At 67.9% G+C, this 12835-nt stretch carries 14 protein-coding genes and 1 tRNA gene; 9 read left to right on the plus strand and 6 right to left on the minus strand.

Translation table 11 applies throughout. The features are described from left to right. The first annotated feature begins 155 nt into the window (after positions 1-155). Together MC375_RS10445 and MC375_RS10450 are read left to right on the plus strand one after the other, a co-directional pair. The gene (locus MC375_RS10445; protein WP_242103337.1) at positions 156-2141 is read left to right on the plus strand and encodes a peptidyl-prolyl cis-trans isomerase; all 1986 of its coding nucleotides are present in this window, start codon (positions 156-158) and stop codon (positions 2139-2141) included. 184 nt (positions 2142-2325) lie between these two features. Further along, positions 2326-2796: a hypothetical protein gene (locus tag MC375_RS10450; RefSeq protein ID WP_242103338.1), complete on the plus strand. Its 471-nt coding sequence runs from the start codon at positions 2326-2328 to the stop codon at positions 2794-2796. Between the two features lie 115 nt (positions 2797-2911). On the opposite strand, the gene MC375_RS10455 is transcribed toward MC375_RS10450, so the two are convergent. The 3 genes from MC375_RS10455 to gloB are packed head-to-tail and all read right to left on the minus strand — an operon-like array spanning position 2912 to position 5621. After that, the gene (locus tag MC375_RS10455; RefSeq protein ID WP_242103339.1) at positions 2912-3706 is read right to left on the minus strand and encodes an enoyl-ACP reductase; all 795 of its coding nucleotides are present in this window, start codon (positions 3704-3706) and stop codon (positions 2912-2914) included. A gap of 59 nt (positions 3707-3765) precedes the next feature. After that, a complete protein-coding gene (locus MC375_RS10460; RefSeq protein ID WP_242103340.1) occupies positions 3766-4848 on the minus strand; it encodes a lytic transglycosylase domain-containing protein in 1083 nt (360 codons plus the stop codon). Continuing rightward, on the minus strand, positions 4845-5621 hold the full coding sequence (gene gloB / locus MC375_RS10465) for a hydroxyacylglutathione hydrolase (RefSeq protein WP_242103341.1): 777 nt from the start codon (positions 5619-5621) through the stop codon (positions 4845-4847). Before gloB ends, MC375_RS10460 begins: the two co-directional genes overlap by 4 nt. Positions 5622-5668: 47 nt before the next feature. Between gloB and MC375_RS10470 the strand changes: the two genes are divergently transcribed. From MC375_RS10470 to dnaQ, 3 genes are all read left to right on the plus strand, one after another. Then, positions 5669-6331: a methyltransferase domain-containing protein gene (locus MC375_RS10470; RefSeq protein ID WP_242103342.1), complete on the plus strand. Its 663-nt coding sequence runs from the start codon at positions 5669-5671 to the stop codon at positions 6329-6331. Between the two features lie 4 nt (positions 6332-6335). After that, complete coding sequence (gene rnhA / locus MC375_RS10475; RefSeq protein WP_242103343.1) at positions 6336-6788, plus strand: ribonuclease HI; 453 nt, start codon at positions 6336-6338, stop codon at positions 6786-6788. 95 nt (positions 6789-6883) lie between these two features. Then, complete coding sequence (gene dnaQ / locus MC375_RS10480) at positions 6884-7609, plus strand: DNA polymerase III subunit epsilon (protein WP_242103344.1); 726 nt, start codon at positions 6884-6886, stop codon at positions 7607-7609. A gap of 66 nt (positions 7610-7675) precedes the next feature. Here the strand turns inward: dnaQ and MC375_RS10485 are convergent, their stop codons facing one another. Together MC375_RS10485 and MC375_RS10490 are read right to left on the minus strand one after the other, a co-directional pair. Further along, on the minus strand, positions 7676-8380 hold the full coding sequence (locus MC375_RS10485; protein WP_242103345.1) for a protein phosphatase 2C domain-containing protein: 705 nt from the start codon (positions 8378-8380) through the stop codon (positions 7676-7678). A 140-nt stretch (positions 8381-8520) separates the two neighbouring features. Next, positions 8521-8611 (minus strand) — tRNA-Ser (locus MC375_RS10490). Between the two features lie 128 nt (positions 8612-8739). On the opposite strand from MC375_RS10490, the gene MC375_RS10495 reads away from it, so the two are divergent. After that, the gene (locus tag MC375_RS10495) at positions 8740-9147 is read left to right on the plus strand and encodes a DUF6165 family protein (protein ID WP_242103346.1); all 408 of its coding nucleotides are present in this window, start codon (positions 8740-8742) and stop codon (positions 9145-9147) included. Between the two features lie 29 nt (positions 9148-9176). Here MC375_RS10495 and MC375_RS10500 read toward each other — a convergent pair whose 3' ends face one another. After that, positions 9177-10232 carry a glycosyltransferase family 9 protein gene (locus MC375_RS10500; protein WP_242103347.1) on the minus strand — a complete coding sequence of 352 codons (1056 nt, stop codon included), beginning with the start codon at positions 10230-10232 and terminating at the stop codon, positions 9177-9179. A 14-nt stretch (positions 10233-10246) separates the two neighbouring features. Here MC375_RS10500 and MC375_RS10505 point away from each other — a divergent pair, with 14 nt between their 5' ends. The 3 genes from MC375_RS10505 to moaA are packed head-to-tail and all read left to right on the plus strand — an operon-like array spanning position 10247 to position 12815. Beyond that, positions 10247-11020, plus strand: a complete 774-nt coding sequence (locus MC375_RS10505; RefSeq protein ID WP_242103348.1) for a 3-deoxy-D-manno-octulosonic acid kinase — start codon at positions 10247-10249, stop codon at positions 11018-11020. Next, on the plus strand, positions 11017-11796 hold the full coding sequence (locus MC375_RS10510; RefSeq protein ID WP_242103349.1) for an MBL fold metallo-hydrolase: 780 nt from the start codon (positions 11017-11019) through the stop codon (positions 11794-11796). The genes MC375_RS10505 and MC375_RS10510 overlap by 4 nt, the downstream gene beginning before the upstream one ends. Then, complete coding sequence (gene moaA / locus MC375_RS10515) at positions 11793-12815, plus strand: GTP 3',8-cyclase MoaA (RefSeq protein WP_242103350.1); 1023 nt, start codon at positions 11793-11795, stop codon at positions 12813-12815. The genes MC375_RS10510 and moaA overlap by 4 nt, the downstream gene beginning before the upstream one ends. The last annotated feature ends 20 nt before the right edge of the window (positions 12816-12835 follow it).

The raw sequence follows: 12835 nt of genomic DNA on the forward strand, positions 1-12835 counted from the left end.
TCGAACCCCTGCTCCGGCAGGGGTTTTGCGTTTCAGGGGGTGCGCCGACCCCAGAAAGTGCCGTGTCGCCCAACGTTCTCCCCGCGGGCGTCGGCCGCCCACGCGCTACACTGCGCCGCTTCGCTACGCCCCTCCAGCCCTTACCAGACCTCACCATGCTGCAGAAACTCCGCGAAAAGTCCTCCGGCTGGATCGCCACGGTCATTCTTGGCCTGTTGTGCGTGCCGTTCGCCTTCTTTGGCATGGAGCAGTACCTGTTCCAGCGCAATGCCAACTTCGCGGCCAAGATCGAAGCGCCGCCAACGTGGTGGCCTTCGGCCCCGGCGGTGTGGCCGGTGACGATGCTCTGGCAGCGCGCCGAAATCGACGCCGACGAATTCCGCACCGTGTACGAGCAGCAGCGCCAGCAGCAGCGGCAGGCGGAAGGCGAGGGATTCGATCCGCGCGCGTTCGAGAGCGCCGACAACAAGCGCCGCATCCTGGAAGGCCTGATCGACCGGCGTGTGATGCGCATGATGGCCGAACGCGACGGCGTGGTGATCGGCGACGGGCTGCTGCGCGAGACCATCCAGTCGGTGCCCGCGTTCCAGGTTGGCGGCAAGTTCGACCCGCAGACCTACCAGCTCGCGCTGAGTTCGCAGAACCAGAGCCCGCGCCAGTTCGAGCAGATCGTGCGCGACGACCTGCTGCAGACGGTGATCCCGCGCGGGATCGCCGATTCGGCGTTCGTGACCAAATCCGAAATGGACCGTCTGCTCAAGCTCATTGGCGAAACCCGCAGCGTCAGCTACGTGGCGATGTCAGGTCCTGCGCCCGACGACGCGCCGGTGCCCGACGCGGAAATCCAGCGCTGGTACCAGCAGCATGCCGCGCAGTACCGCGCGCCCGAGTCGGTGACCCTCGAGGTGCTGGATATCGACAGCAGCAAGCTGCCGCCTGCCGGCGCACCGAGCGAGGCGACGCTGCGCGAACGCTACGCCCAGGAGCAGGCCAAGTTCGGCACCGGCGAGCAACGCATGGTCTCGCACATCCTGGTAAAGCCGGCGGACGAATCTCCTGCCGCGCAGCAGGCTGCAGAAGCGAAAGCCAACGATCTGTCCCGGCAGGCGAAGGCGCCCGGTGCGGATTTCGCCGCGCTGGCCCGGGCGAACTCCGACGATGCCGGCTCCAAGACCGGCGGCGGGGATCTGGGATGGATCGAGAAGAACGGGCTCATGGCCAAGCCGTTCGAGGACGCGGTGTTCGCCATGCAGGCGGGCGAAGTGCGCGGTCCGGTGAAGACGGATTTCGGCTACCACGTCATCCAGGTGCGCGAGATCAAGCCCAGCCAGCAGAAGCCCTTCGAGGAAGTGCGCGAACAGCTGCTGGCCGAGCAGGCCGAGTCCGAGCGTGAGCGCGCCTTCAACGAACTGCTCGGCAAGCTGGTGGACGAGGTCTACAAGAATCCAACGACGCTGGCTGGCGCTGCGCGGCTGGGCAACCTGCAGGTGCAGACGGTCGGCCCGGTGACGCGCGTGCCGTCGGCGGCGAACGCGGTCAATCCGGTCCTGGCCAACCCCGCCGTGCTACGCGCGGCTTTTTCCGAAAGCCTGATCCAGGACGGGACCGCCAGCGATCCGATCGAAATCGCGCCCGGTCGCAGCGTATTGCTGCGGGTCAAGAGCCATACCCCCGAACGCACGCTTCCACTCGCGCAGGTGCGCGAGCGCGTGATTGCCGCCATCCGTGCCGATCGCGCTGCCAAGGCCGCGAGCGCCGCCGCCGATGCGTTGCTGGCGGAAGTGCGCGGCGGTCAGCCGCTGGCCGCCGCGGCCGCCAGCCGGCAGCTGGCCGTCACCGACTTGCCGGAACTGGCGCGCGGTCAGCCGGTGCCCGATCCGGCTGCGAACGAGGCGTTCTTCGCGGTGCCGCCGCCGTCCGCGGGCAAGCTGTCGGTCGGCAAGGTCCGCCTGCTCGACGGACGCATGGCGGTCTTCGCCGTGGACAAGGTGACCCCCGGTGATCCGTCCAAGGCGACGCCGGTGCAGCGCTCGCAACTGCAGGCGCAACTGGGGCAAATCGCAGGCGCCGAAGATGCGCAGGCGCTGGTTCGCGAACTTCGCCGGAAGATGACGATTACCGTGGCCGAAGACCGGCTCTGATCGTACGCTCCGACGCTGGTTTGACGCGAAAGGCCCGGCATCGCCGGGCCTTTCCTGTTGCACGTGTCATAAACAGAGACGGTACGCGCGGGCGAAAAGTGGCCCGGACGTTTTGACGATTTGTGGCTCTCGGTGCGGGCACCAGGCGCGGCTAACGTGACCTGAACCCCGAAGGAGTACCACGATGAAACGCACAATGCCCCGTTTCCTGTCGCTGCCAGCCGCACTCGTTACCGCGATGTTCGCAAGCACCACCGTCGCGGGCGAAACAGCCGATGCCGAAGGCTGCGCGCGCCAGTTCGAAGTGGCGCAGCGCGTGGACATGGAGTCGTTCCGCGACTACGACGCCGAGACGTTCCGGGCCGGACACGACGATCGCGCCGTATCGATCTTCGCCAGCGGAGCGGCGTTCTACGGCATCGAGGCCATCATGAAGGCGCTGGCTTCGCACTTCGCCACCCGCGAAGCGCAGTGGAGCTGGGTCGAAAAATATCGCGTGGTCGACGGCTGCAAGTCCGCCTACATTCTGTACGAAACGGTCTATGCGATCCCGCGCATCGGCTATCGTGCACGTGCGCTCACGGGCGTCGGTTATACCCACAAGGGCGATCACTGGCTCGCCGTCTCCGACCAAGGCACGGCGCTTCCTCCGTAATCCTTGTCGCGCCGGACCGTCGCACCCGTTTCTTCGATTCTGGGCCGGCCTGGCGGTCCGGCCCAGAGTCCCAAAATGTTGAGCGCACGTCGGGCGAAGCTCTGCTTGCCGCGTCTCAGGATTCGGCTTCGATTCCGGTCATGCCCAGGATGTTGTATCCGGCGTCGACGTAGGTCACCTCGCCGGTGACACCGGCGGCCAGGTCCGAACACAGGAACGCGGCGACGTTGCCGACGTCCTCGATCGTGACGGTGCGCCGCAGCGGTGCGTTTTCTTCGACGTGGCCGAGGATCTTGCGGAAGCCGGCGATGCCGGCCGCGGCGAGCGTTTTGATCGGACCGGCGGAAATCGCGTTGACGCGAATGCCTTCCGGGCCGAGGTTGTAGGCGAGATACCGCACCGTCGCCTCCAGGCTGGCCTTGGCCACGCCCATCACGTTGTAGCCGGCCAGCGCGCGTTCGGCGCCCAGGTAGGTCAGGGTCAGGATCGAACCATTGCGTCCCTGCATCATGGGTCGCGCTGCCTTCGACAGCGCCGCCAGCGAATAGGCGGAGATGTCGTGCGCCAGGGCGAAATTGCTGCGCGTCAGGCCGTCGAGGAACTGGCCGGCGATGGCCTCGCGCGGCGCGAAAGCGATGGCGTGCACCAGGATGTCGAAGCCGTCCCAGCGCTTGCCCAGCTCAGCGAAGCAGTTTTCGATCTGGGCGTCGTCCGCCACGTCCAGCGGCAGGACGATGTCGCTGCCGTACTCGGCCGCGGCTTTTTCCACGCGCGATTTGAGCTTGTCGGTCTGGTAGGTGAAGGCAAGCTCGGCGCCTTCGCGATGCATGGCTTCGGCGATGCCCGACGCGATGGAACGTTCGCTGGCGATACCGGTCACGAGCGCGCGCTTGCCCTGCAGGAAACCCATGGCCTCTTCCTCTGGATGGTCAGGTGGTTAGTGTGCCTGAAGGGATGCACTCGGCGCAGTCAATCGATCCTGAGCCTCATCCCCGGCTGCAGCACACTGCGTTCGGTCAGCCCGTTGCGTTGCAACAGCTGCGCGATGCCGATCCGGTAGCGCTTGGCGATGCGGGAGGCCGATTCGCCGCGGCGCACCGTATGGGTCCGGGCACTGTCGGACGTGCTGGTGGACGACACGTCGAACACGATCTCGCCCTCCGGCCAGAATGCGCGTTCGGCCCGGCTGGCAGGCCGGCCCGGCCCCGGCGCCAGCACCTTGCGTCCATTGCCGACGCGACCGTTGGCGAACGCCGGGTTCATGCGTCGCAGCGCGGCCAGGTCGAATCCGTTGCGCGCCGCCCACGATTCCAGGGTCACACCCTCTGGTACGCTGATATCGGTGAGCAGGGGCACCTGGCGATCGATCGCCGCGCGCCATTGCGCGCGATCGTCGGCCTCGTCCAGCACGCACGAAAGCGCATGCAGCTTGCGTACGTAGGCACGGGTGATGTCAGGAATGCCGGTCAGGCGCTCCAGGTCCACGCTGCGCGCCTCCTGGCCGCTGCGACGCAGGGCGCCGAGGATGCGGTTCTCGCCGGCGTTATAGGCCATCACCGCCAGCCGCCAGTCGCCTGCAAACATCCCGTAGAGGGTCTTGAGGTAGCGCACCGCGGCCCGGGTGGAATCCACCGGCGAGAGGCGGCCGTCGTAGCCGTCCCGGATCGGCACCGCGTGCTTGCGCGCGGTCACCCCGATCATCTGCCACAGGCCCGCCGGGCCGCCCGGGCTTTTCGCGCCGGGCTTGTAGCCGCTTTCCACGAACGGGATGAGTGCGAATTCGGTCGGCAGGTCGGATTCGATCAATGCGTCGACTACGTAACCGAACAGCGGCATGACATCGCGGTCGCCATTGGCCATGTCGCGCGGCGCGTTGACGAAATGCTTGCGCCAGCGCGTGCTTGCGTCGGGTGCGCACTCGGGCTGGGCCAGATGGTCGCGAAACCTTGCGTAGATCTCGCTACCGCTGCGCGAGTCGTCTGCAGCACGCGCTGTACCGAGCGCCAGCAGCAGCCAAGCCAACCATGTCGCCCTGGTCAAGCCGCGACTCATGCGCGGAAGCCGTCCTTCCAGCGCCGCAGCTCGGCGAACACCTCGACCCGGTCCGTCGGCGCGTGACCCAGGCGACGGGCGATGCTGGCGCGGACGTCGGGCGCGTCCACGCGCAGGAAGGGGTTGGCGGCGCGCTCGTCGGCCAGCGTGCTGGGCAGGGTGGGAAGTCCTGCGCCGCGCTGCGCCTCTGCCTGCTGCGTCCGCCATTCCAGGGCCGGGTTGCCGGGTTCGCAGATGCGGGCGAAAGCGGCGTTGGCGAGCGTGTACTCGTGGCCGCAGCAGATCCTGGTCGAGTCGGGTAGGGATGCCAGGCGGTCCAGCGATGCCAGCATCTGCGTTGGCGTGCCTTCGAACATGCGGCCGCAGCCCAGACTGAACAGGGTATCGCCGCAGAACACCAGGTCCTCGTCCTCCGGCGCTGAGACGAAGGCGATGTGGCTGCGGGTGTGCCCCGGGATCGAAAGCACCCCGAAGCGCCGGCCGATCGCCTCGACGATGGCTCCGTCCCCCACGCGCTCGGTCGCGGTCGTGATCCGTTCGTCGTCCGGCGCCACGACCCGCAGGTCCGGCCAGGAGTGGAGCAATTCGCCGACTCCGCCCACATGGTCGGAATGGTGGTGGGTCAGCAGCACCACCTCCGGACGCAGGCCCTCGGCGGCGGCCTGCAGGACCGGGCCGGCTTCGCCCGGGTCCACCACCAGTGCCCGCCCATTCTCATGAGCCAGCGTCCAGATGTAGTTGTCGCTGAAGGCGGGTAGGGGCCGCAGACGCATCGCATCCTCGTCCGGACCCGCCAGCGGGCCCGATTAGAATGGCGACCATGCCCGCCCCGTCCCCTACCGGTCAACCCGACGCCGTCCTCGGCTGGTTCGGATCCCCGGCCGGCCGGACGCTGCTGGACAGCGAATCCGGGACCGTCGCCACGCTCCTCGCGGGCGGCCGCGGCCTGCCATGGCTATGGCTGGCACCTCAGGCCGAGGCGGCTGTCGACGCCAGCGGCCGTGGTCGCGGGCTGTGCCTGCAGGCGGCCGCCAATGGCTGGAGCGGCGATGTCCGCTGCGGCGCGTCGCTGCCGCTGGTGAGCGAGTCGATCGGCACGGTCGTGCTGCAGCACGTTCTGGGTCGCGGGGCCGAAGGACAGGCGCTGCTCGAGGAATGCTGCCGGATCCTGGTGCCCGGGGGGCGGGTCGGCCTGTTCGCGCTAAACCCCTTGGCGCCGTACCGGTGGCGCTGGCGAGGCACCGGCCTGCACGCGGCCGAGCCCCTGCTCTGGCGTCGGCGCCTGCGTGAGGCCGGCCTCGTGCCTGAGCCGCTCTCGCAGGGGCTGGGGCCGACCTGGCGCGAAACCGTCTCCGCAGCCCCGCAGCAGGGCATCGGCCTGCGCGCGGCATACCTGCTCCGCGCCGAAAAGCGGACCCTGCCCCTGACCCCCGTCCGCCAGCGTCGCCGTGTGGCGGTGGCCAACGGCGTGCCTGCCACGTGAGTCCATGAAACGGATCGAACTGCATACCGACGGGGCCTGCCTCGGCAATCCCGGCCCCGGCGGCTGGGCCGCCCTGCTGCGCTATGGCGAGCGCGAGCGCGAGCTCGTCGGCGGCGAAGCCCTGACCACCAACAACCGCATGGAGCTCATGGCCGCGATCAGCGGGCTGGAAGTGCTCACCGAGGGCTGCGAGGTCACCCTGTTCACCGATTCCCAGTACGTACGCCAGGGGATCCTCGAGTGGATGCCCAACTGGGTGCGCCGCGGCTGGAAGACGGCTGCCGGCGACCCGGTCAAGAACCGCGACCTGTGGGAACGCCTGCATGCCGCCATCCAGCGCCATCGCATCGACTGGCGTTGGGTGAAGGGCCATTCGGGCGACCCGGACAACGAACGCGTCGATCTGCTGGCGCGTGCGGAAGCGACCCGGTTCAAGCTGGCGGGGATCGCCGGATGAGCCCGCGCGCCGTTGGCGGCCGCGCCCCGCGTGTCGAACCTGATGAGACATCCCTCCGTTAGCCTTACCCGGCCCCATCGAGCCCGAATGACCGCATGCGCCAGATCGTCCTAGACACCGAAACCACCGGCCTGGAATGGAAGAAGGGCAACCGGATCGTCGAGGTCGGCTGCGTGGAACTGATCGAACGACGCCCGACCGGCCGCACCTTCCACCGCTATTTCAACCCCGGACGCGAGTTCGAGCCCGGCGCCCAGGAAGTGACCGGGTTGACGCTCGAATTCCTGGCCGACAAGCCGCTGTTCGCCGACGTGGTGGACGAATTCCTCGAGTTCGTCGCCGGGGCCGAACTGGTGATCCACAACGCCGCCTTCGACATCGGCTTCCTCGATGCGGAACTGGGACAGTGCGGCAGCCATTACGGCTGCATGCGCGACCGGGTCAGCGTGCTCGATTCGCTGGAGCTCGCGCGCCAGCGCTATCCCGGCCAGCGCAATTCGCTCGACGCGCTATGCCGCCGGCTGGGGGTCGACAACTCGCACCGGCAGCTGCACGGCGCCCTGCTCGACGCGCAGCTGCTTGCGGAGGCCTACCTGGCGCTGACCGCGGGACAGAGCGAGATCGGATTCGCCGCCGAGGCGATCGCCACCACCGCACAGTCCGTGGACATCGGCGTACCGCTCGTGTGCGGAATCCGCCCGCGGGTTCGTCCCAGCGAGGAGGAATTGGCAGCGCATGCGATCCGGATCGAGGCGATCCGGGCGAAGTCCGGGGTTTCGCTCTGGGACGAAGCCGGGCAGGCCGAAGAAATCGCGGCCTAAGCCAGTCCTATCTGGCCGACGTCGCTCAAGCCGGCGCGCGGCAACTCAGGCGCAGTCCCGGCCCGCTCAATGCCGGCGAACCAGCACGACGGTGACGTTGTCCGAGCCGCCGCCGTCCAGTGCCGCCGCGACCAGTTCGTCGACGCATTCCTGAGCGCTGCATTCGGTGTGCGAGAGCAGTTGCGAGATCGCCCGATCATCGACTTCCTCGGTCAGCCCGTCGCTGCACAACAGCAGTTGCATCCCCGGGACCAGCTCGCCCGACATGGTTTCCACATTGAGATTGTCCGGCTCGGTCACCCCCAGCGCCTGGGTCACCACGTTGCGATGCGGGTGGCTGCGCGCCTGGTCCACGCTGATGGTCCCCTGGCTGATCAGCTCCTGCACGTAGCTGTGATCCTGCGAAAGCTGGGCGAGCTTGCCGTCGTGCCACAGGTAGACGCGGCTGTCGCCGACCCAGGCCACCTCGAAACGGTTGCCCAGGATGCGCGCCGCCACGATCGTCGTCCCCATCGGCAACACGTCCTTGCGCTGGCGCGAGGCGCGGATGATTTCCTCGTCGGCGATCCGGATCGCCTGGGGCAGGGGCGTGCCCTGACGGATCTCACGCACGATGGTTTCGCGCGCCAGCGCGCTGGCGATCTCGCCGTATTCGTGGCCGCCCATGCCGTCGGCCACCAGCCACAACCCCAGTTCGCTGTCCCCGTAATAGGTATCTTCGTTGAGCTCGCGTCGCAGCCCCACGTGGGTCAGGTGTCCGAATTCGATCATGGATTGCATGATGGCCATGGGCGCCACAAGGAACCTGTCTGCGAGTGAAACGGATTACGTGAGGATATCCGGACGGCAGAACGTAAATTCCAACGGGCCTATGTCACAAAAAAACGCCCCGGCGGGGCGTTCTTCTTGTCTGGCGGAGAGGGGGGGATTCGAACCCCCGGTGCGCTATAAACGCACGCCTGATTTCGAGTCAGGTACATTCAACCACTCTGCCACCTCTCCGGTGGGTTCCCGCTGGTTTCGCATGCAAGTTTTGCGGGGGCCGCAATGATACGTGCCGGGGGCAGGCACGGACAAGGTCAGGGCCCGGCCGGCGCTACACTGCGCGTCCCGCAAGCCTGAGATCGCCCATGTCCGAAATCCTGGTTCCCGTCTCGTTCGGCGAGCTGCTGGACAAGATCGCGATCCTGCAGATCAAGTCCGAGCGCATCGGCGACGAGGCCAAGCTGGCCAACGTCCGCAAAGAGCTGTCGGCTCTGGAAAAGACCTGGATGGCGCATCCGGCCGCAGTCAAGGACATTGCTCGGCTGCGGCGCGAGCTGAAGGAGGTCAACGAGCGCCTGTGGGTGATCGAGGACGACATCCGGCTCAAGGAGAAGGCCCAGGCCTTCGACGACGAGTTCATCCAGCTGGCGCGCAGCGTCTACTTCGAGAACGACACCCGCGCACGGATCAAGAAGGACATCAACCTGGCCTTGGGATCGGCTTACGTCGAGGAAAAGTCCTACCAGGACTATTCGGCCGGCACCCCGGGATAGCCGCGCGGCCGACCGGCCGGGCAGGCCAGTCAGGGGCCGAAGTCGGAGGCGCGCCGTTCGAATGCCTCGATCGCGTCCTGCACGGTCACCAGGTCCATCACGCCCGGGTACTCGATCTTTGCCCCCCATTTGAGTTCGCTCGCGGACTTGCCCATGAACCTGCGCGCGGCGTCGTCATAGCGGTTCACGCAGTAGCGCAGGTCCGAGTACGGCCCGCTGCGCTTGGGGTTGCTGGCCGCGTGCAGGCCCAGCACCTTGGCGCCCACGGCATTGGCGATGTGCATGGGCCCCGAATCTGGTGTCAGCACCAGGTCGCCGCGTTCGAGCAGCGCCGGGAGTTGTTCCAGCGTGTCCTTGCCGATCAGGTCGAGGATCGGCGCCTTCGCCGAGGCCAGGATGGCATTGCCCATATTGCGTTCGAACTCGCTGCGTCCGCCGCACAGCACGACGCGCCAGCCGCGGCTTGCGGCGTGCCCGGCGACCGCGGCGTAACGGTCGGGGCGCCAGTTGCGCAACGCGTGGCTGGAGCACGGCGAGATGAGCAAGGTCGGCGTGCCGTCCTGCGACCACTGCGCCTGCGCCCAGTCGCGTGCGGCCTGCGGCACCGGCAGGTCCCACACCACTTCGTTCTGCTTCAGCCCCAGCGGTTCGCAGAAGCTGCCGATGGCTTCGAGCACGTGCACGCCGGTGCGATCGGGAATCCGTTCGTTCACGAACAGCCCGTGCAGATCCTTCGAACGCGCACGGTCGTAGCCGATGCGCCGGTCGGCGGGAATGAAGGCCGACAGCAGGTTGGCGCGCGCGGCGACCTGCATCTGCATCAGTACTTCGAACCGGCGTCCCTGCAGGCCGCGGCGCAGTTCGCGCATACCCCGCACGCCGCTGCGTTTGTCGTATTCGACAAACTCGACCCCATCCAGCCCTGCCAGCAACCGGCGCTCGGCCCCGCCGATGAGCCAGGTGATCGGCAATTGCGGCCAGGCCGCGCGCAGCGTGCGTACCAGCGGCACGACGTGGGTCACGTCGCCCAGCGCCGAAAGGCGCAGCAGGCAGATCGACTCCGGCGGCGTGAGGTGGGTGGGCACGGTAGACTCATCCAATGGCCGAACTGGACGCCATCGAGAGCCTGACGACCTTGCGTCATGGCCGCGAAGGCCGCGGCCACGGCGATGCTGTGAACGGGGCCATTCTGTTCGACGGCACGCGCCTGCCGCAAGCGCGGCCGGAATGGTTCGCGCCCGGCTACTGGGGACCACGCGCGCAGCCGGTGCATGCAGGCGGCCGCGGCGGGGCCTGGTTCGTCGACGCGCCGTTCGGACCCGCCGTGCTGCGCCTTTACCTGCGCGGCGGCTTGGCGGCGCGGCTCAGCCGCGACTGCTACCTGTGGCACGGCGAGGCGCGGGTGCGCAGCTTCGCCGAGTTCCGGCTGACCCAGAAGCTGCGTGGGCTCGGCCTGCCCGTGGCGCAACCGATCGCCGCGCACTACGAGCGCGAAGGCGCCTTCTATCGCGCGGCGATCCTGATCGAACGACTGCCGGACGTGCGTACCTTCGCCCAATGGGTCGACGCAGCAGGCAGCGAGGCGCCCTGGGAAGAAACCGGACGCCTGATCGCGCGATTCCACCATGCCGGGCTGGATCATGCGGACCTCAATGCGGACAACCTGCTGTTCGCCGCGCCGGATCGCGGCTGGATGATCGATTTCGACCGTGGACGCCTGCGCGGAACGGGCGGGAGCTGGCGGCGGAACAACCTGGCACGGCTGCTGCGTTCGCTGCACAAGCTGCGCGGCATGCGCAGCCACTCCGAGGTGGACGCCGATTTCGCGCGATTGCGCCGCGCTTACGACGCGGCGATGGAGGCGGATGCGTGAACAATCCCGTCGCCGGCCGCTGGACCCTGCGTTTCCACGGTGTCGGCAACGCCGCTGCGGCGGCCACGCTCGGCTCGGCGATGGCCACCATCGAGCGCGACGGCGAGCCCTGGCTGACCATCGACTGCGGAGCCGAAGGCCTGGAGGCCTTCATCGCCCACTACGGACACGCACCGCGTGCGCTGTTCGTCACGCATACGCATTTCGACCATATCGGCGGGTTCGAGCGCCTGTTTTCCATTGCCTACTTCGACGCAGAGCTGCGCGGCCGCACGCGCGTCTACGTGCCGGCGAGCGTGCTGCCGTTGCTGCACCAGCGCATCGGCGACTATCCCAACGTGGCGGCCGAAGGCGGCGCGAACTTCTGGGACGCCTTCCAGCTGATCGCGATCGGAGCAAATTTCTGGCATGACGGCATGCGCCTGGAGACGTTCGAGGTGCGGCATCACTGGCCCGGGACCGCGTTCGGACTGCGCCTGCCCGGCAGCGTGGTCTGGACCGGTGATACCCGGCCAATCCCGGAAAAGCTGAAGTTCGTCGCCGACGCAGGCGAACTCATTGCGCACGATTGCGCGCTGCACGGCAATCCCTCGCACAGTGGCATCGACGACCTGGAACGCGAGTATCCGCCCGAACTGCTCGATCGCTGCCTGCTGTACCACTACGCCTCCGAGGACGATGGTGAGGCGCTGGCGCGGCGCGGCTATCGCATCGCCCGGCAGGGAGATGCCTTCGCACTGGCTTCGCCGACGGCGTCGCAGGCTACGCAGGCATGAACGCCATCCTGCAACCGCTCTCGCTGCCTGCCGATCGCCTGGGGCGACCCCTGCGCGACCTGCGTCTGTCGGTGATCGAAGCGTGCAATTTCCGCTGCCCGTACTGCATGCCTGCCGATCGGGTACCCGACGATCATGGCTTCGACAGCGCTTCGCGGCTGTCGTTCGACGAGATCGAAACCCTCGTTCGCGGCTTCGCGCGGCTGGGCGTGAGCAAGCTGCGCCTCACCGGAGGCGAACCGTTGCTGCGCAAGCGGCTCCCCGAGCTGGTCGCTCGGCTGGCGCGGATTCCCGGCATCGACGACCTGGCGCTGACCACCAACGGATCGCTGCTCGGACCGCAGGCGCGGGCGCTGCGCGAGGCGGGATTGCATCGGCTCACCGTCAGCCTGGATGCGCTGGATCCGGCCCTGTTCGGCGCGCTGTCTGGAGGCCGCGGAAACCTGCAGTCGGTGCTGGATGGGATCGAATCCGCGCGCGCCGCCGGGTTCGGTCCGATCAAGCTCAATTGCGTGGTGCAGCGTGGCGTCAACGAGACCCAGGTATTGCCGTTGGTCGAATTCGCACGCGACAACGGCTATGTGGCGCGCTTCATCGAGTACATGGACGTGGGAACCTGCAACGGCTGGGATCCCGCCCGGGTCGTGGCCTCGGCCGAGCTGCGCGACCGGATCGCGGCGCGCTGGCCGCTGCGGCCGCTGGATCCGAGCTACCGCGGCGAAGTCGCCTCGCGATACGGCTTCGCCGATGGCGCCGGCGAAGTCGGGTTCGTCAGCTCCGTGAGCGCGCCGTTCTGCGGCGACTGTCATCGGGCCCGCGTGTCTGCCGACGGCAGGCTGTATACCTGCCTGTTTGCCGGCGATGGCCACGACTTGCGCGCGGCATTGCGCCAGGGACAGGATGCATTGGCCGAGCGGGTGGCCGGCCTGTGGTCAGGCAGGGCCGACAGGTACAGCGAACAGCGCATGCATCGCGGTCCGTCGGGGCGGCATGTCGAGATGTTCCTGATCGGCGGCTAACATGCCCGCGCCCCGGCTGA

Source organism: Lysobacter sp. M2-1, from assembly GCF_022662495.1.
Lineage (GTDB): Bacteria > Pseudomonadota > Gammaproteobacteria > Xanthomonadales > Xanthomonadaceae > JAKPBU01.

What these genes read in the sequence shown, in the direction of transcription:
- MC375_RS10495 (WP_242103346.1), top strand. Translation starts at nt 8,740, where the DNA reads ATGTCCGAAATCCTGGTTCCCGTCTCGTTCGGCGAGCTGCTGGACAAG.
- dnaQ (WP_242103344.1), top strand. Translation starts at nt 6,884, where the DNA reads ATGCGCCAGATCGTCCTAGACACCGAAACCACCGGCCTGGAATGGAAG.
- gloB (WP_242103341.1), bottom strand. Translation starts at nt 5,621, where the DNA reads ATGCGTCTGCGGCCCCTACCCGCCTTCAGCGACAACTACATCTGGACG.
- moaA (WP_242103350.1), top strand. Translation starts at nt 11,793, where the DNA reads ATGAACGCCATCCTGCAACCGCTCTCGCTGCCTGCCGATCGCCTGGGG.
- MC375_RS10505 (WP_242103348.1), top strand. Translation starts at nt 10,247, where the DNA reads ATGGCCGAACTGGACGCCATCGAGAGCCTGACGACCTTGCGTCATGGC.
- rnhA (WP_242103343.1), top strand. Translation starts at nt 6,336, where the DNA reads ATGAAACGGATCGAACTGCATACCGACGGGGCCTGCCTCGGCAATCCC.
- MC375_RS10470 (WP_242103342.1), top strand. Translation starts at nt 5,669, where the DNA reads ATGCCCGCCCCGTCCCCTACCGGTCAACCCGACGCCGTCCTCGGCTGG.
- MC375_RS10485 (WP_242103345.1), bottom strand. Translation starts at nt 8,380, where the DNA reads ATGATCGAATTCGGACACCTGACCCACGTGGGGCTGCGACGCGAGCTC.
- MC375_RS10455 (WP_242103339.1), bottom strand. Translation starts at nt 3,706, where the DNA reads ATGGGTTTCCTGCAGGGCAAGCGCGCGCTCGTGACCGGTATCGCCAGC.
- MC375_RS10450 (WP_242103338.1), top strand. Translation starts at nt 2,326, where the DNA reads ATGAAACGCACAATGCCCCGTTTCCTGTCGCTGCCAGCCGCACTCGTT.
- MC375_RS10445 (WP_242103337.1), top strand. Translation starts at nt 156, where the DNA reads ATGCTGCAGAAACTCCGCGAAAAGTCCTCCGGCTGGATCGCCACGGTC.
- MC375_RS10460 (WP_242103340.1), bottom strand. Translation starts at nt 4,848, where the DNA reads ATGAGTCGCGGCTTGACCAGGGCGACATGGTTGGCTTGGCTGCTGCTG.